This is a genomic window from Streptomyces sp. NPDC000880 (assembly GCF_053599675.1).
Map to the genome: position 1 here is coordinate 69941 of NZ_JBSFMS010000005.1, position 17359 is coordinate 87299.

The 17359-nt window shown below is 69.3% G+C and carries 13 protein-coding genes and 2 pseudogenes; 7 read left to right on the plus strand and 8 right to left on the minus strand.

The genetic code is table 11. The features are described from left to right. Window positions 1-113 precede the first annotated feature (113 nt). Window positions 114-389 carry a hypothetical protein gene (locus tag ACWDO5_RS03125; RefSeq protein WP_450527899.1) on the plus strand — a complete coding sequence of 92 codons (276 nt, stop codon included), beginning with the start codon at window positions 114-116 and terminating at the stop codon, window positions 387-389. Window positions 390-521: 132 nt separating this feature from the next. Next, window positions 522-788: pseudogene (locus ACWDO5_RS03130) on the plus strand (IS30 family transposase); the annotation flags it as partial. A 284-nt stretch (window positions 789-1072) separates the two neighbouring features. On the opposite strand, the pseudogene ACWDO5_RS03135 reads toward ACWDO5_RS03130, so the two are convergent. The 3 genes and pseudogenes from ACWDO5_RS03135 to ACWDO5_RS03145 form a co-directional block, all read right to left on the minus strand. Next, a pseudogene (locus tag ACWDO5_RS03135) lies at window positions 1073-1901 on the minus strand (IS5 family transposase). 811 nt (window positions 1902-2712) lie between these two features. After that, the gene (locus ACWDO5_RS03140; protein WP_450527900.1) at window positions 2713-2970 is read right to left on the minus strand and encodes a hypothetical protein; all 258 of its coding nucleotides are present in this window, start codon (window positions 2968-2970) and stop codon (window positions 2713-2715) included. Between the two features lie 101 nt (window positions 2971-3071). Beyond that, a complete protein-coding gene (locus tag ACWDO5_RS03145; RefSeq protein ID WP_450527901.1) occupies window positions 3072-3773 on the minus strand; it encodes a 2-phosphosulfolactate phosphatase in 702 nt (233 codons plus the stop codon). A 216-nt stretch (window positions 3774-3989) separates the two neighbouring features. On the opposite strand from ACWDO5_RS03145, the gene ACWDO5_RS03150 reads away from it, so the two are divergent. Then, complete coding sequence (locus ACWDO5_RS03150; protein WP_450527902.1) at window positions 3990-4595, plus strand: hypothetical protein; 606 nt, start codon at window positions 3990-3992, stop codon at window positions 4593-4595. Beyond that, on the plus strand, window positions 4595-5008 hold the full coding sequence (locus tag ACWDO5_RS03155) for a hypothetical protein (protein ID WP_450527903.1): 414 nt from the start codon (window positions 4595-4597) through the stop codon (window positions 5006-5008). Before ACWDO5_RS03150 ends, ACWDO5_RS03155 begins: the two co-directional genes overlap by 1 nt. A gap of 439 nt (window positions 5009-5447) precedes the next feature. On the opposite strand, the gene ACWDO5_RS03160 is transcribed toward ACWDO5_RS03155, so the two are convergent. Then, on the minus strand, window positions 5448-5879 hold the full coding sequence (locus ACWDO5_RS03160; RefSeq protein WP_450527904.1) for a hypothetical protein: 432 nt from the start codon (window positions 5877-5879) through the stop codon (window positions 5448-5450). Between the two features lie 186 nt (window positions 5880-6065). On the opposite strand from ACWDO5_RS03160, the gene ACWDO5_RS03165 reads away from it, so the two are divergent. Genes ACWDO5_RS03165 through ACWDO5_RS03175 form a run of 3 tightly spaced genes read left to right on the plus strand, consistent with a single transcriptional unit; the run spans window position 6066 to window position 10701 of the window. Further along, on the plus strand, window positions 6066-6587 hold the full coding sequence (locus tag ACWDO5_RS03165) for a hypothetical protein (RefSeq protein ID WP_450527906.1): 522 nt from the start codon (window positions 6066-6068) through the stop codon (window positions 6585-6587). Then, on the plus strand, window positions 6584-7285 hold the full coding sequence (locus tag ACWDO5_RS03170) for a hypothetical protein (RefSeq protein ID WP_450527908.1): 702 nt from the start codon (window positions 6584-6586) through the stop codon (window positions 7283-7285). Before ACWDO5_RS03165 ends, ACWDO5_RS03170 begins: the two co-directional genes overlap by 4 nt. Then, window positions 7282-10701, plus strand: coding sequence for a WD40 repeat domain-containing protein (locus ACWDO5_RS03175; RefSeq protein ID WP_450527909.1), 3420 nt, complete (start codon window positions 7282-7284; stop codon window positions 10699-10701). Before ACWDO5_RS03170 ends, ACWDO5_RS03175 begins: the two co-directional genes overlap by 4 nt. A gap of 331 nt (window positions 10702-11032) precedes the next feature. Here ACWDO5_RS03175 and exaC read toward each other — a convergent pair whose 3' ends face one another. The 4 genes from exaC to ACWDO5_RS03195 all read right to left on the minus strand — a co-directional run bounded on the left by exaC (window position 11033) and on the right by ACWDO5_RS03195 (window position 17333). Further along, window positions 11033-12556, minus strand: a complete 1524-nt coding sequence (exaC, locus tag ACWDO5_RS03180) for an acetaldehyde dehydrogenase ExaC (RefSeq protein WP_450527911.1) — start codon at window positions 12554-12556, stop codon at window positions 11033-11035. A gap of 138 nt (window positions 12557-12694) precedes the next feature. Next, window positions 12695-14257, minus strand: a complete 1563-nt coding sequence (locus ACWDO5_RS03185; protein ID WP_450527913.1) for a GMC family oxidoreductase — start codon at window positions 14255-14257, stop codon at window positions 12695-12697. A gap of 23 nt (window positions 14258-14280) precedes the next feature. Continuing rightward, window positions 14281-15867 carry an APC family permease gene (locus tag ACWDO5_RS03190; protein ID WP_450527915.1) on the minus strand — a complete coding sequence of 529 codons (1587 nt, stop codon included), beginning with the start codon at window positions 15865-15867 and terminating at the stop codon, window positions 14281-14283. Further along, window positions 15864-17333 (minus strand): aldehyde dehydrogenase family protein, encoded by a 1470-nt coding sequence (locus ACWDO5_RS03195; protein ID WP_450527917.1) that lies wholly within the window; start codon window positions 17331-17333, stop codon window positions 15864-15866. Before ACWDO5_RS03195 ends, ACWDO5_RS03190 begins: the two co-directional genes overlap by 4 nt. Between the last annotated feature and the right edge of the window lie 26 nt (window positions 17334-17359).

The following is a 17359-nucleotide window of genomic DNA, read 5'->3' on the forward strand; positions in this document are numbered from 1 at the left end:
AACCCTCCAGCTCATGCGCACCGCCCCGAAGCGACCTGGAAGTCCTGTGACCTCGCACGATCACTCGGCTACAGCAACATGAACTGCAGTGGGCATACTTCGCCGGATATGCGATGTGGACGTATCTGACCGCGCCCTTCTCATTCACCATGCCCGGCTTCAAGACCGAGGAGCTGACGCCCTGGGAGGAGGACGGCCAGACGCGGCGGCTGAAGGTGACGTTCCCCGATGACATCGCGACCCACTCCAAGGAGCAGACCTTCTACGTCGGCAGCGACAGTCTGATCAAGCGGCACGACTACAACGCCGAGGTTGTCGCGGGCGGCCCGGCCGCGCACTATCCCTCGGAGTACCAGGAGTTCGACGGGATCATGATCCCGACCAAGTGACGGGTCTACCCCTCACCGAGGACGGAACGGCCAACCGGGATCTGCTGCTCGTCAGCGTCGACCTCGACGGGATCACGTTCGAGTGACGTTCGGTGCCACGACCAAGCCCGCGTTGCCCGATCGGCCGGAGAGCGCGTGGCCCACGAAACGGTCTGCCAGGCCCTCTACGTCCAAGGACGCGGGGAACTGCACCGCGAGGTTGCCCGCGGCCCGCGCACCGGCCGTGCGATGCGCATGCCCCGCCGCCAGGCCCAGCAGCGCCAGCCGCGGTTCACCCCCCCCATGGTCATGATCAGCGAACGCCCCGCAGAGGCATCGGCAAGGACGGCGCCTCCGCTCGGCACCCTGGTCGAAGGCGCCACCCGGTACGTCATGCTCGTGCACCTGCCCCGCGGCCGCCCGTGCCCGCAGCGGGGCGTCGGCCGCGGCGAACACCGCCATGATCTGCCGGTAGGCCGGATGGTTCGGCAGCTTCGCGGCCGGCGGCGTCGGCGGGGACGGATCAGGCAGCGCCAGCAGGGTCTTGCGGGTGATGCGGACCTCCTCGGCGACCCGGTCGAACTCCTCCAATTGCGCGGTGAGTTCCGCGATGCGTCCCCGCGTGGCCTCGGCCTGCGCGGCGATCTCGCGCTCTTGCTCCTCCAGGTGCGCCAGCACCGCTCCCAAGGTCAGCTCGCTGCCGCTCATGCGCCGCGCCAGGTAGGGGTGGAGGTCGCGGTGAGCATCCGGGCCATCCGATCGCTTATGGCCCAGTACACCCTCGACTCGGCGGAGGCGGGCCGGTGCTCGTAGTCCCGCACCAGCCTGCGGTGCAGCATCATGATCCCGTTCACCTGCTCCACCACCCATCTCTTGGGCTGCGGGACGAACCCGCTGGTTGCCGGGTTGCGCTCGACGACTTCGACGTCGATGCCCACCTTCTGGCCGTGGTCGATGACGGCGGTCTTGAACCCCTGGTTCACCAGGGCCTTGTGCACCGTATCGGTGTCGGCGGCGACCTTGTCCAGCAGGGCAATGCCGGCGGCGTTGTCGTGCGCGGACGCGGCCAGCACCACCACCGCGATCACCAGACCGAGAACATCAACTGCCAGGCCGCGCTTGCGGCCTGGGACTTTTTTGCCGCGTCTCTTCCGGTGGTGTCGGCGGGCACCCCGACGGCCGCTTGCAGGCTCTGGGTGTCGAGCACCACCAGACTCGGGTCGGCCTTGCGCCCCCGGCCCTCGCGGACTGCCAACGCAGCAGGTCGTGGATGGTCTGGTCGGTGCCGTCGTCGCGCCACTTGTAGAAGTAGTACTTCACCGCGCCGACCGGGGGCAGGTCGTGGGGGAGGTAGTCCCACTGGCAGCCGGTACGGGACTGGTAAAGCAGGGCGTTGACGATCTCCCGCATCTCGTAGGCGCCTTGGTGGCCGCTGACGGAGGGATGCTGAGCCTTCCAGGAGGCGATGACGGGCTCGATCAGGGCCCACCGCCCGTCGGATAAGTCGCTCTTGTAGGGCTGGCGGTCGCTCACGAAGAACACTCCAGCACGACAGGACTCCCCGATCAGCCCCGATACGCCTGTGCCACACATTCCAGCGACAACAAACGCGGCATCACGTCACATACCGCCCTCTGAGGATGCTGCGCAGGAAGCTGGCGATCGAGATTGCTTACCGACCTGGCGGTCTACTGGCGACCAAGATTTACCTACGCCATGTGAGTATAGCAACTACAGAAGGTTATGCGTCTCGCCCAGGCGGAGCGCAGGCTGAGCTGCTGGCTGAGGTCAACGACCATGAGCAGCAACGGAATCTGGAACTGGTGCTGGCCGAGTTCCGTAACTACCAGGAGGGCATCCTGCCCACGGGCCCCGGCGCCCGCAGCCTCACCGAGTTCTTCGCGAGCATCGACGGCAAGCTCGACCAAGCGGCACCAGCCCCAAAGGCCCAGCGCACTGACCGCGACGTGCTCAACCTGCTGACCAAACGGGCCAAGGTCCTACACCTCGGCCCGGCGAACTACTGCTGGTTCACCGACCCCTCCCGGGCGCTCTGCCTCAAGCTCGCCGGCACCCCCACCGCAAACCGGCCGCTCGTCGGGATGTGTGACTCCGCCCGCTGCCCACAGGCCACCCATCACTTCTGCCACCGCCCCGTCTGGGCCGAACACGCCGAACGCACCAAGACGTTCTCCGCAGCCCAGCGGACCGAGAACGAGAACCGCATCCGGGCCACCATGGACCGCCTCCTGCGCGGCGAGATCCCGCCCGGCGGAAAGTGCGACATCAAGACCCTCGCCCACGAAGCGGCGGTCGACCGCACCGCCTTCTACGGCACCCGCCCCTACACGCACCTCCGCGCCGAATTCGAACGACGCCTGAACGCCATGCGCGAGGCCAGCGAGATCCCCGACCTCGCGAGGCCCAGATCGCCCGGCTCAAGGAAGAGAACACCAAGCTCCAGGAACGGCTCGCCAAGTCCGAGCAGACGATCGACGAGCTCTCGGACTTCCGCACCCAGGCCCTGGCCCGCCTCGCCGCCCAGCACGAAGAGATCGTCCGGCTCCGCGAGATCACTGCCGGCACCACTCGGGTCAGCCACCTGCCGCCACCCCGAACCACCGTCATCGGGACATGCAGCTGATGCCGCACACCCGACTGGGTGCTGGCTCTCGCATGGTGAGAGTTGGACCTCACCAGCGATCAGATCGGGGCGTCGTCGGTCAGCGAAGGCATGGCGCACGGACGCAGGACCATGAGCGAGCCTTCCAAGGTCGCCACCATGGCAAAGGGGAACCGGTCGAGCTCAAGACAGAGTGCAACGTCATCGGGATGGACTCCTTGACGCACACCCTCCGCCAGCTCGGCGGCGGCGCGCGACGCGGCAGCGCGGCGGAGGAACTCAGCAGCATCCGTCCCAGCCTCGGCAGCTCTCCGAGCGATGTATTGAGCGCACGCCAGATCTTCATCGGCCTGTCCATCGTCGCCAGTGACTACGAACGTGACACTGTCACTCTTGCGTGTCCGCAAGAGCCGAGCCGTTGCCTCCGCCACCACGAAGCTGGCGCACAGCACCAGCGGCGCTTCCTTGACCGCAAGGGCGCCGACTGTCCCTGCCGTGGTTTTCTGCACAACGGTCCGTCCGCCAAGGTCAATAGACCGCAGCAGGCCCGGCGAGTTGACGGTGTCGAACCCGGGCGCGGGCGGACCGTCTTTGAGCGCCACCCAATCCGGGTGGCGAGCCTTGAGCGCCAGGGCTTCGTCCAGCGACTCAGCAAGAACGATCTTTTCCGCCCCCTGGGCAAAGGCCCAGGCAGCCACGGTGAAAGCACGCATGACGTCGACTACGACCGCCACGGACGGGGCTTCGACCAGATCAGCGATACCAAGGAAACGAGCGTCCATTCCGGTCATGATCGCGCATGCCCGACCCGAGGCACCCGGAGAGTGATACGCATCACATCGACGGTCTCGGAATGCAACACCTCCGGCTGCCTGCGTCGCGAAAGTAGTCCGCAACGAAACGCCTGCTCAATCGCCACACGGGGTCACCCGCACACGGCCTCTGCGGACACAAGTCGGACCCTGGCGTACTTCATCGTCCGCCGCCCCCGCGGACTGGTGGCCGCCGCACTGCAGTACGCCCATGTCCACACGAAAGTCACCCTGAATTACGCGGGCCGGGACGACTCCTCCTGGATGGACGACATCCAGCTGGAGACCCTGGAGATGGTGCTGGAACAGAACGACCAGGACGCTCGCCTGCTGGACGCCGGCGAACACGTCTCTGGCCCCGCCGCCGACGAGTATCGCCACCGCGTACGCAGACGCGCCCGGTTCGCCGGACGAGTCGTCACCGCGGGCAGGAGCGTCCAGCGGCTGCTCGACCAGACGAATCCGAACATCCACCATGGCGAGGCCATTACCTGTGTGTGGCGACTCGAGACGGCCGCCTGCCGGAAGGCCTGCCTCGAAGCCGGACTGCCCACTGAGGATGGCCCCAACGAGAGGGAGTGCTGGTCGAGTTGCAGCAATCTCGTCTACACGGACCGGAACATCGTCGTGCAGAGGCGTCTGCAGCAGCAGTGGGAGAAGGCGGCAGCCGACCAGCTCAGTCCACGTCCCTTGCGAGACCGAGCGGCCGTTCTGGCTGAGCGCAGCCGAGCAATCACCGCAGCCCATCAAGGGCGACCGGTTCCGACAGCATCAACGTCGAAGGAGCGGTGATGGGACGCCGACCACGCGACCAGAAAGCCGACCGAGCCGCGATCCAAGCCGCGGCCGAACGGCTCCTGGCCGGGACCCCGTTGCGCTCGCGGTCTGGGCGACTGACCGCATCGGAGCTGATCACCGAGTGCGACCTGCGGCGCGACATCGTGTACCGGCACACCGATCTCGTCCAGGACTTTCAGGCGCGTGCGAAGGCCCAGGACTCCATCCCGACCGCGATGCAGGAACTCGCCGACGAGAATCGGAAGGTCAAGGCTGAGGCTGACGACTTGAGGGACGAGCTCCGCCAGGAGCGGGCGCGAACCAAGACCATGCGAATGATCATCGCGGAGCTCTCTCTCGAACTGGAACAAGCCAAGGCCGAACTCGAGGGCGCCTCGGGCGTCGCCCGGCTGCCGGACCGGCGCTGACCCCGAGATCTACGCGGTGTCGCCACCGTCGTGGTGGAGGTGGCCATCACGGTGATGCTGACGGGTTTGTCCCCGACCAGTTTCGTTGCTGCTGCGTGCAGGAAGGTCGAGCCCGAACCATGCTCCTCGGTTCGCTCGGCCCCGAGGTGGGCGGCCCATGCCTGGAACGCGGCCCGCTTGCTCGCGTCGTCCATCTCCTCGCCGACAGCCGACGGTTCGCCGACCAGGCGGGGAGCGCCGGCGAGGAAGGTCCAGTGAAGTGGGGGAAGGCCAGGGCGGAGGGCATCCCTGATGATCGTGTTCAGCGCGGTCGTTGCGCGCATTTGCCGCTGTGCTCGTTCTTACGGGTGATCTCGGTGGGGCTCACTGTGCGGTTTCCTCAGGGTGTCGTCCGTACCGATGTATTGAACCCTGTGCGTCATGCAGAGACTTCGCCATTTCAGTCGTCCGTTTGCAGGTCTTGGATGCTGTCGAGGAGCCGCTCGAAGGTGATCTGTTCGTCGGTGGGACCGTAGTCGAGTGCTTTGAGCAGGGCGTGCCATCGTTCCGGCTGGGTGCCGCACTGGGCGAGCAGGTGGGGCAGGGCGAGAGGCGGACGGTGCCGGGTACGTCCTGGCAGGCGGCGTACGTGCCCAGCGGGGTGTGCGGTGTGTCGCTGTTGGGGCGGAAAACGGGGATGGGATGCATGGTGGGGCAGGGCGATGCTGAAGGGCTCGGGGCAGGGCCTCACTTGGGTCGCGTCGGGGTGGCGGCCGAGTTCGGCGAGTGCGGTGGCCGTGATGTGGTCGGCCGCGATACCGGTGTGGTTGGACAGGCAGATGACGCGAAGTCCTGAGCTTGTGAGGTGGGTGGCGGCGGAAAACCCGTCCATCGACCCATGATCAAGGTAAGGGCCGTTGACACAGCCGCGAGCGCGCAGCCCCATACCGATCCGGCCATGTTCCACCGAGGAGGCGAAACTTCTGTACAACCAAGGTCAGTGCAGCTGATACGCCGCTAGGTTTTGCTGACGTGCAAGGCGTTGCGGCGGGTGTGGGGCTCGGGCGGAGGAGGTCGGATGCTTTCGGGGGCCGAGGGCGCGCTGTACGGCGCCGGCGGCGGGCTGGTGGTGGAGGCCGTCGTGACGTTCGGGCGGCTGCATGCCTGGCAGCAGGCGCGGCACACGGCGCGGGTGGCTGCCGAGGCGCTGCCGCAGCTCGGCGCGTATATCGATCTGCCTGCGGATTCGCTGGCGGCGCTGTTCCGGGTGGTGCTGGGCTGCGCCGCAGGATGGCTGCTCCACGGAGAGCTGGGCGGGATGCTCGCGGCGGTCGCGGTAGGGGCTTCGGCGCCTGCGGTGCTGGCACAGATGGGGAGTGCCACGACCGTTACCGAGGCGCTGCAGTTGGGGGCCACGCCCGGTGCGGCTGGAGCTGTGGGGGCAGGGGCGGCCCCCGGACCTGCTGTGCCAGTGGCGCCTGCCCCAGTGATCGCGCCTCCTGCTTCGGCTGTCCCGGGTACACCAGGCGTCCCCGCAGCTCCAGCCGCTCCCACCAGTCCGAGCTCTCCCCCACCCGCCTCCGGGGAGGCCATCCCATGACGCGCGGATCGGTCGCCCGGCGCTTCTGGTCGTCCTTCACCACCGGCCGCCGTGCTGCTTCCTCGCTCGCAGGGGGGCGCGGTCGCGCCGGGTACGCGCTGTGGCAGCGCACCTGGGCCTCGTTCACCGGGATCAACCTGCCCCCACGCCCCGGGCACGCGCCTGAAGCGGCTCCCCGCCTCACGCCCGCATCTCGCCCGCCGGCAGCCCCTGCCGCCGCGGGCTGGTTCGCCCTGCCCTCGCTTCCCGTGGCTGGCGCGCTGACCGCTTCCGGAAGCGACACGGTGGTCTTGGAGGCCCCCTCTCCCGACGGCCGCGCAGTCTTCGTCCTGCGCCGCACCGGCGACCAGACGGCCGAGTACGCCCTCGAGTTGGTCGTACGAGACACCGCGGACCAACCGGAGTTGGCCACCGTCACGTACACCCGACCGGACGGCGAGGAGCACACCCTCCTCGTCCCCGTAGCCCCGTCCCGCTTCGGCCCCGCAGCCTCTCTCGTCCGCCTCAACGGCTTCACGGCAGGCTCGACTTGGCAGGCAAACGGCCCGGCACCCGTCCCCGAGGACCCCGACTGGCCCCCCGCCACGGTCGCGCACTCCGTCCGCGCCGCACGCAACGAGGCGACTCGCGAGGCCTGGCGTCGGGTCGGGGAATGCGCAGGCCAGGGGGTACGCGACACCATCGACGGGGCGTTGTGACGGCGGCCGGGAGAACGCACCGCACCGCTCTGGACACAGTCCTGCGCGAATCCACCCCGCAGGGGGCGGTCCACGAGCTCCTGGGTGAGCGGCGGTTGTGGTGGAGGTCCTGCAGCGAGGCAGCCCGCACCGACCCCGCCTGGCTGACCGAGGAGTCCGCCGAAGCCCTGGCGGACTGGATCGACGCCAACGCCCCGGACCGCGAGCCCACCACTCTCACCCCCGCCCGGCACGCCTACCTCCTGGCCCGCGCCCTGGCCTCCCCGTCGGACCAGGATGAGGCGCTGGCCTCCCTGCGCACCCTGTGGGCGGACTCCGGCCTGCTGTCCGCCAACGCCGCGCCCGGCCCCGTGCAACCGTCCGGCCGCGGCCTGGACGCCGTGCCGGAATCAGCCGCCGCGCGCCTCGAAGCCGTGCTGGAACGCATCCCGCACCTGCCCGGGGAGGCGGCCCCCGCACCCGACAGCATGCTGGTGGCCGCTGTCCTGCTGATGGCGGGCTGCAAGCCGAGCCGGCGGGTGCAGGTCCCGGTGGTGTTCGGCGAAACGGAGCGCTCCGGCGAGGCAGGCGCCAGCGGCGTGCTGGAGCTCCGCGAGTTCCCCGCCGGGCCACCCGGTCTCTACCCCGATCCGCGGTACATGACCGGGCTGCGCAGCTCGGACGGCCAGTTCGCGACCGCGCTGGGCCGGGCGTGGGCGGTGGCCGGCCGCGGCCGGGGGGCGCGCTGTGTGCTATGGCGGCTGGTGTTCACCGACCGCTCGCCCACCCGTGTCGAAGGCCCCTCGCTGGGTGCCGCCTTCGCGCTGGGCCTGCGGGAGCTCCTGCGGTATCCGCAGCGGCGGCGGCCCAGCGCGGCCTGGCTGCGCGGCGTGTTCTACGGCCTGCGCCCGCGCACCGCGGTGACCGGCGCGCTGGGGCACGGCGAGCGTCTGGACGGGGTCAGCGGCATGGAGGACAAGCTGCTGGCGGCCCGCCGCAAAGGGCTGCGCCTGGTGGCGCCCGCCGCGAACCGGCCCGACGCGGCGCACGCACCCGAGCCAGCGGACGTGAAGTTCGCCGGGACGCTCCGCCAAGCCGACCGATACGCCCGCCGGTTCCGTACCGGCCGCCTGGTCACCGCGGTGGTGCTGGTGTTGGCGATGACGGCGTCCGGGGTGGTGGTGCAGTACCGGGAGGCCACGGCCCGGGAGCGGATGGCGCAGGCGCACCGGCTGGCGGAGGCGTCGGCGGACCTGCTGTCCACGGACGTCACGCTGGCCGGGCTGTTCGCCGAGCGCGCGTACCGGCAGCATGCCGATCCGCAGACCAGAAAGGCGCTGTTCCGCGCGGTGACCGCGAGCCCGCATTTGGCCGGTTCGGTACGGGCCGCGGGTACGGTCTCGGCGGTGGCGGCGTCGCAGAACGGTGAGCGGGCGCTCACCGGGAGCCGCGGCGGTGACGTGGAGGTGTGGGGCCTGGAGGGCGGGCGATTCACCGGATACCACCAGAAGATCGGCCGCCTGCCCGGCTCGGTGGAGGCGGTCGCTTCGGATGTCGACGGCCGCGTCGTGGCTGCCTCCGACGACCGGACGGTCAGCGTCTGGGCGGCCGGAAAGAGCTCTCCTGCGCCCCGTCTGCCCGAGGGACAGGCACCTGCGGCCGTCGCGGTCTCACCGTCTGGCCGCTTCATCGCAGTCGCCACCAAGTCCTCGGTGTTCGAGGTCCCGGGCACTCTGTCGGTGCTGGACCGGGACTCCGGCCGCACCAAGCATCTGAAGCTCGCCGACCTGTCCTCGGATCCCTCCGCCCTGGCCTTCGACGGAGACGACGAGCTGGTGGTCATCGAGTTCGCGTACGGCAGCTGGAACCGTATCTCCGTGCCGCGGCTCAAGCGCACCGCTGGCAGCTCCCTCGGCTTCGGCGTACACAACTCGGCGGCCGCGCTCGCCCCGGACGGCAGCCACTTCACCTACAGCAACAAGGGCTCCCCGCTGCCAGTCTGGCCCTCCCGGGGCAAGCCCGACATCGACAAGCCGGAGCTGGTCGCGGACACCGAGCCGGGGCTGCCCTCGGCGCTCGCGGTCAGCCGGGGCGGCACGCACGCGGCGGTGGCGATCGGCTCGACGCTGCGGGTGAGCCGGACGCACGGGCGGGCGGAGAAGGGCTCCGGGCCGCTGGCGCTGCCGGGTGCCGGGCCGGTGTCGCCAAACGCGCTCGCCTTCCTCGGCTCCGGCGGCGACCGGCTCCTGTCGGCTTCCTCGGATGCGCTGACCCTGTGGGACCTGGGGCAGCACACCCGGATCGCCTGGGAGAGCAAGGCCGACATCCCCGGCTCCTGCCTGAGCTGCGTGGCGCCGCAGGTGGCGGTGGCCCCGGACGGACAGGACGCGGCGGTCCTCGACGGCCTGGGCAATAGGCTGGCCCTGTCGCGGCTCGGCCCGCCCGGCACGAAGCCGCGGGGCGAAGAAGGCACGATGCGGATCCCCGGGTTCTCGGCGCTGGCGTGGCGGCCGGACAGCAGGCGGCTGACCGTGCTGGCGCCGGACGGCAGCGCGCAAAGCCTTGCGCGGGGCAAGGTGTGGCGGCCGGTCGGCTCCTGGCCCGCAGTACCGAATCCGCTGCGGGTGTCCGATCCGCCGGCGCTGGCGCGCTACCTGCCCGGGGGCCGGGAGGTGGCCGAGGTGCACATGTCCGGCGCCGTCTGGTTCCGGGACGCGGAGTCGGGGAAGCCGCTGCGGAAAGTGGACGGCCCGCGGTCGATGGCACCGACCGCCGACGGATACCGGTATCCGGCAACCACCAAGGTGGCGCTGCACGCGCGGGGTTCGTACGCGGCGGTACTGGACGAGCAGGTCCTCGACAACCCTGGCAAGGCCCGCGTGCACGTGATCAGCACGGCTTCCGGCCGTATCCGTACGATCCCGGCGGCCGACGCCCGCGGCCTCACCTACAGCGGCAACCACCTGCTGATCCAGCACGACAGCGGCACCATCGAGGTGCGGTCCGCCTCCGGCGACCGGCGGCTCGGCACTGCAGAGGGCGTGGACGACCCCGCGGTGGGCCCGGTGACCGACGGGAAGCTGCTGGCCGGCACCACCGTCGAGGACCAGGCCGTCCGCCTCCTCGACCTCGCGTCGCAGACCAGCCTCGGCACCCTCCCCCTGCCCGAGCACAACTTCGCGAACTCCACCGGCCTCGCCCTCACGCCGGACGGCACCGGGCTCGTCACCGCCACCGAGGCCGACTACTCCGAGACCGAGTCCCCCGCCCTCGACGGCCCCACCACCGACAACCTCGGAACGCTCATCCAATGGAGGCTCGATCCACGTGACTGGATCCGCACGGTCTGTGCGACTGCCGGCCGTGAACTGCGGCCCCGCGACTGGGAACAGCACATGGACACGTCGGCGCCGGCGTTACTGCGGTGTGGGGAGTAGGACGGCTGCGGCTGCGCTGGCGGCGGTGCTCGCGGCGGCCGGCTGCGGGTCCTCCGGCTCCGGCAGCCGTACGTTCCTTGACGGCCTTCGAGAGTAGGCGAACCGCCTCATCGAGCAGTCCATGAACGAGTGGCAGCGCGTCAGTCAAGGTGACGTACCCGAGGGCTGAACCGGGGGTTTGGTCCGTGACTGGTCCGGAAGCACTGGTCAGGAAAGGTGCAGTCGTGGGAGGAATTGGGAGTTAGCGCGCAAGCCGGGCTCGGTAGAGAGCAGGTTGAGCTAAGGGCGCCTGACGGGTGAAAACCCAGGTCAGGCGCCTTTTCGCATGTGTCTAGAAGAAGCCCAGCTTCTTCGGCGAGTAGCTCACCAGCAGATTCTTCGTCTGCTGGTAGTGCTCCAGCATCATCTTGTGGTTCTCCCGGCCGATCCCGGACTGCTTGTAGCCGCCGAACGCCGCATGCGCCGGATACGCGTGGTAGCAGTTCGTCCAGACCCGCCCCGCCTGGATGGCGCGCCCCGCCCGGTAGGCCGTGTTGATGTCTCGCGTCCACACGCCCGCGCCCAGTCCGTACAGCGTGTCGTTCGCCGTCTTGATCGCGTCGTCGAAGTCCGCGAAGGACGTGACAGCGACGACCGGGCCGAAGATCTCCTCCTGGAAGACCCGCATCCGGTTGTCGCCCTCGAAGACCGTCGGCTGGACGTAGTAGCCGCCCGCCAGTTCGCCGTCGTGCTCGATTCGCTGACCGCCCGTCAGGATCTTCGCGCCCTCCTGCTGACCGATGTCCAGGTACGAAAGGATCTTCTGGAGCTGGTCGTTGGAGGCCTGAGCGCCGATCATCGTGTCGGTGTCCAGCGGGTGGCCGGGCACGATCTGTTCGGTGCGGGCGATGCCCGCCTCCAGGAACTCGCTGTAGTGGCCGCGCTGGATCAGTGCGCGTGAGGGGCAGGTGCACACCTCGCCCTGGTTGAGGGCGAACATCGTGAAGCCCTCGAGCGCTTTGTCGCGCAAGTCGTCGTCGGCGGCCGAGACGTCGTCGAAGAAGATGTTCGGCGACTTGCCGCCGAGTTCCAGCGTGACCGGTTTGATGTTCTCGGAGGCGTACTGCATGATCAGCCGCCCCGTCGTGGTCTCCCCGGTGAACGCGATTTTCGCGACGCGCGGGCTGGAGGCCAGCGGCTTGCCGGCCTCCACGCCGAAGCCGTTGACGATGTTGATGACTCCCGGCGGCAGCAGATCGGCGACCAGGCTCAACCAGAAGTGGATCGAGGCCGGGGTCTGTTCGGCCGGCTTGAGCACGACCGCGTTGCCGGCGGCCAGCGCGGGTGCCAGCTTCCAGGTGGCCATCAGAATCGGGAAGTTCCAGGGGATGATCTGGCCCACGACGCCGAGCGGCTCATGGAAGTGGTACGCAACGGTGTCGTCGTCGACCTCGCTGAGCGAGCCCTCCTGGGCGCGCAGGGCGCCCGCGAAATAGCGGAAGTGGTCGATGGCCAGCGGGATGTCGGCGGCCAGTGTCTCCCGGACCGGCTTGCCGTTCTCCCAGCTCTCGGCGACCGCCAGCTCCTCCAGATGGGCCTCCATCCGGTCGGCGATCCGCAGCAGGATCGTGGCGCGGTCGCCGGCCGAGGTGCGGCCCCAGCCGGGCGCTGCCGCGTGCGCCGCGTCCAGGGCACGCTCGACGTCCTCGGCGGTGCCGCGGGCAATCTCGGTGAAGGGGCGGCCGTTGACCGGGCTAGGGTTCTCGAAGTACTGGCCGCGGGCCGGTGGTACGTACTCGCCGCCGATCCAGTGGTCGTAGCGGGACTGGTACGAGACGAGTGCGCCGTCGCTGCCCGGCGCTGCGTATCGGGTCATCTCCATGGCCTCCCGGTGAGGGTGCCGCCCGCCTTTGGACGGCGCTCGCCGCGAGGCTAGGAGCCCGGACGTTGCAGCCAGGTTGCACGAGGTGTGTTGCACGAGGTGTTGCACGACAGCCGGTCAATTGATCGTTGCTCAGGCCGACTTGATCAGATCCGCGCACTTCTCGCCGATCATCATCACTGTGATGCACGGGTTGACCGTCGTCAGGAACGGCATGATGGACGCGTCGGCCACCCGCAGCCCGCTGACGCCCTTGACCCGCAGCTGCGGATCGAGCGGCGAATCCGCGTCGTCCGCCGCGCCCATGCGCACCGTGCCCGCCGGGTGGTAGACGGTGTTGTGGGTCTCGCGGATGTACGAGAACAGCTCCTCGTCGGACTGCAGCGCCTGCCCGGGAGCGAGCTCCTTGCCGGCCCACTCCGCCATCGGAGCCTGCGCGGCGATCTCACGCGCGAGCCGCAGGCCGTACGTCATCACCCTCATGTCGTGCTCGTGCGTGAAGTAGCGCGGGTCGACCTTCGGCTTGTCCCGGAAGTCACGGGTGCGCAGCCGCACCGTGCCCATCGAGCGGGCGCGGGTGACGTTCGGGGTCAGACAGAAGGCGTTGTCGGACGTCGGGTAGCCGCGCCGGTAGGTGTTCATGTCGAACGGCACCGAGCCGTAGTGGAACATCAGGTCGGGCCGGTCCAGGCCCGGTTCCGTGTCGGCGAAGATGCCGATCTCCCACCACTGCGTGGACGAGGTGACCATGGGCTGCTTCGCCTCCCACATGATCACGCCCTCCGGGTGGTCCTGGAGACGGGAGCCGACCCCGGGGGAGTCGACCCGCACATCGACACCGCACTCCCGCAGATGCCCGGCAGGTCCGATACCCGACAGCATCAGCAGCTTCGGCGAGTCGATGGCCCCGCAGCAGACGATCACCTCGCGGCGCGCCGAGACCGACCCGCTGTGAATGGTGTCGGGCTCCAGGTACTCGACGCCCGTGCAGCGCCCGTCTCCGCCGAACAGCAGCCGCTTGACCTGCAGTTCGGTGCGTACTTCCAGGTTCGGCCGCTTGCCGAGAATGGGGTGCAGATAGGACACCGAGGCGGACGAACGGATGCCGTCCGGACGGGCGTTGATCTGGAACCAGTTCGCGCCGCGCACCACCGTGGTGCCGCTGTTGAACGGCGTGGTGGGGATGCCGTCCGCCTCGCAGGCGGCGAGCAGCGCCCTGCCGCACGGGTCGTTCGGCGGTACGGTGCGGATGATGACAGGGCCCGAGCGGCCATGGTGCTCCCCGGGCGCGTCGTTGTTCTCCAGGCTTTGGTAGAGCGGGAAGCAGTCCTTGGCGCTCCAGCCCGTACAGCCCATCGCGCCCCACTCGTCGAGGTCCTCGGCCGGGGCCCAGAAGGCGATGCAGGAGTTGTGCGACGAGCAGCCGCCGAGCACCTTGGCCCGGGCGTGCCGCAGAAAGCTGTTGCCGTTCTCCTGCGGCTCCACCGGATAGTCCCAGTCGTAGCCGGACTCCAGCAGGGCCATCCAGCGGTCGAGCCGGAGGACGTTCTCGTCACCGACGTCCGAGGGCCCCGCCTCCAGTACGCAGACGCTGACGTCCGGGTTCTCGGTCAGGCGCGCGGCGATGACGGCGCCGGCCGTGCCGCCGCCGACCACCACATAGTCGAACTCGTGGACGGGGCTCTGTGCGGACATCGCATCTCCAGGATCGAGGGAGGTCAGGGGATGGCGGTCGGCGCCGCGCCCTCGACCACGGCGCGGTGCTCGGCGAGTACGCCGGTGCGGTGGCGCTGCACGAACCAGTAGTAGGCGAAGCCGCCGAGGGCGACCACGCCGATGAACAGGAACGCGCCCCAGCGCAGGTACCAGTGCTGCGGACCGGTCGCGTTGTAGACCTCGGCGCGAGGCCAGGCAAGATTGATCGACATGGCCACGCCCCACAGCGCGGCGAGGATGTTGACGGGCAGTCCGAACCTGCCGAGTGAGAACTTTCCCTCGGCGGGCTGCCAAGTGCCGCGCAGTCGCTGGATCAGCATGGGTGCGGTGACCAGCAGATACGCCACGTAGATCATGATGATCGCGATGCTGGTGATCACAGAGAAGATCTGCGGCTGGTTGATGTTGATGACCAGGATGACGACAGCCACGACGCCGATCACCACGGCGGGCACCACGGGCGTCTTGAAGCGCGGGCTGACACGCGCGAGCAGCGAGCCCGCGGGCAGGTTGTTGTCCCGGGCCATGGCGAACATCAGCCGGATACCGGCGGCGTGCACCGCCAGTGTGCAGACCGTGACCGCGATGACCACGCACCACAGGAAGATTTCGCCGATCGTCGAACCGAGCGTCTCCAGGACCACGTACTGCAGACCGACCGTGGACAGCTCCTTGGCAAACAGATCCGGCACCGCCATGAGGGCGAAGAGCAGGATCAGACCGCCGATGACGAAGGACGCGATCAGGGCCCGCAGGATCGCACGGGGCGCGTTGCGGCTCGGGTCGTGCGACTCCTCGCCGAGCGACGACGCCGTGTCGAAGCCGTACATCACATACGCGGAGGCCAGGGACGCCGTCAGGAACGCGCCGAAGTAGCCGAGGGGCTCGCCGCTGCCGAGCCCGTACGTCTCGGTCAGGACGGTGCTGGGACCGCGGGTGACGTGCGCCGCAAGGAAGACGATGAGAGCGACCGCGGCGATCAACTCGATGAACACACCTGCGGAGTTGATGCGCGCCATGAGCTGGACACCGAAGGCGTTGACCACGGTGGAGAAGAGGACGAGCACCGTGCCGAGGAGGACGGCGTTGGCGGCCGCGTCGTTCTTGCCGCTGCCGTCACCCACGAACTGGAACCAGTCGTCGATCTGCGGCAGCGTGATCTGGTAGGCGAGCGCCACGGCCGACAGCGTGACCATGGTGGCAGTCATCATCATCCAGCCGCCGAGCCAGCCGACGTGCGGGCCGCCCATGTTCTTGGCCCAGTTGTAGACGGACCCGGCCACCGGGTAGCGGGCGGCGAGCTCGCAGAAGCACAGCGCCACCATCAGCTGGCCGACGAAGACCATCGGCCAGGACCACCAGTAGGCCGGGCCGCCGAAGCTGACGCCGAAGTAGAACAGCTGGAAGGTGCCGGTCAGAATCGAGATGTAGCTGATCCCGGCGGCGAAGGTGTGGAAGTTGCCGAGGGTCCGCTTCAGCTCCGGACGGTAGCCGAGTACGCCGAGCGCGTCGTCGTCGTCCTGGCCCTGGGTCCGGGCGGCGCCGGCGGGTCTGGTGGGGTCCGGCCCTGCACCGGCGTCCGTGCTCATGCGAACCACCTCTGGGGGCGGGGAGCGAGGTTGCGCCAGATGTGTTTGGTCTCCTGGTACTCCGCGAGACCCGCGGGGCCCAGTTCGCGGCCGAAGCCGGACTGTTTCATCCCGCCCCACTCCGCCTGCGGGACGTATGGATGGAAGTCGTTGATCCATACGGTTCCGGCGCGCAGCTGGGAGGCGACCCGGTGCGTCCGGCCGATGTCCTGCGACCAGACCGCCCCCGCCAGCCCGTAGACGGTGTCGTTGGCGAGCGCGACCGCCTCCTTCTCGTCGCGGAACCGCTCGACGGTGAGGACCGGGCCGAACGACTCGTCGGTCACCACCGACATGCCCGGTGTGCACTCGTCCAGCACGGTCGGCAGGTAGTAGAAGCCGTCCTGCAGAGCCGGGTCGTCGGGCCGCGCGCCGCCGCAGCGCAGCACCGCGCCCTCGGCGATGCCCGCCGCGACATGGGCCTCGACCTTCTCGCGGTGGGCGGCGGAGATCAGCGTCCCCGCGCGGGCGTTCGGGTCGAACGGGCCGCCGAGCCGGATCTCCCGCGCCTGCGCCACCACCGCGTCGACGAACCTGTCGTGCAGTTCGTCCTGGACCAGCAGCCGCGCCCCGGCCGAGCAAACCTGCCCGGAGTGCAGGAAAACCGCCAGCAGTGCGTAGTCGACCGCGGTGTCGAAGTCGGCGTCGGCGAAGACGATATTGGGGTTCTTGCCGCCCAGCTCGAGGGCGACCTTCTTCACGGTGGGTGCGGCGGCGGCCATGATGTTGCGCCCGGTGAGGAGCCCGCCGGTGAACGACACCAGATCGACCCGCGGGTCCACGGTGAGTGGCGCGCCAACCGTGGGACCCGGGCCCAGCACCAGATTGGCCACACCGTCCGGCAGCCCCGCCTCGGCCAGCAGGCGCATCAGAATGATCGCGGTGTGCGGGGTCAGCTCGCTGGGCTTGAGGACGAAGGTATTGCCCGCGCCGAGGGCCGGCGCGACCTTCCACGCGGTCTGCAGCAGCGGATAGTTCCATGGAGTGATCAGCGCGCATACGCCGACCGGCTCGTGCACCACCCGGCTGTCCACCTCCGGATTGCCGGCGTCGACGATCCGGTCTCTGCCGCCCGACGCCGTCAGATTGCCGTAGTAGCGGAAGCACTTGGCGATGTCGTCCATGTCGTACTCGCTCTCCACCAGCCGCTTCCCGGTGTCCAGGGATTCGGCGCGGGCGAGTGCGTCCTTGTCGCGTTCCAGCAGGTCGGCGACGCCCAGCAGCAGCCGGCCACGCTCTGCGGCCGCGGCGGCGGGCCAGGGTCCGCGGTCGAAGGCGTCCCGGGCCGCGGTGATCGCCGCCGCTGCGTCCTTCGGCCCCGCCTCGTCGACGGTGGCGACAAGGGTGCCGTCCGCAGGGCAGCGGATCTCACGAACACGCCCGTCGCCCGCAGCGGTCCACTTACCGCCGATGAACAGCTCCGGCATGGGGACTCCTCCGGCTTCGGATGGGC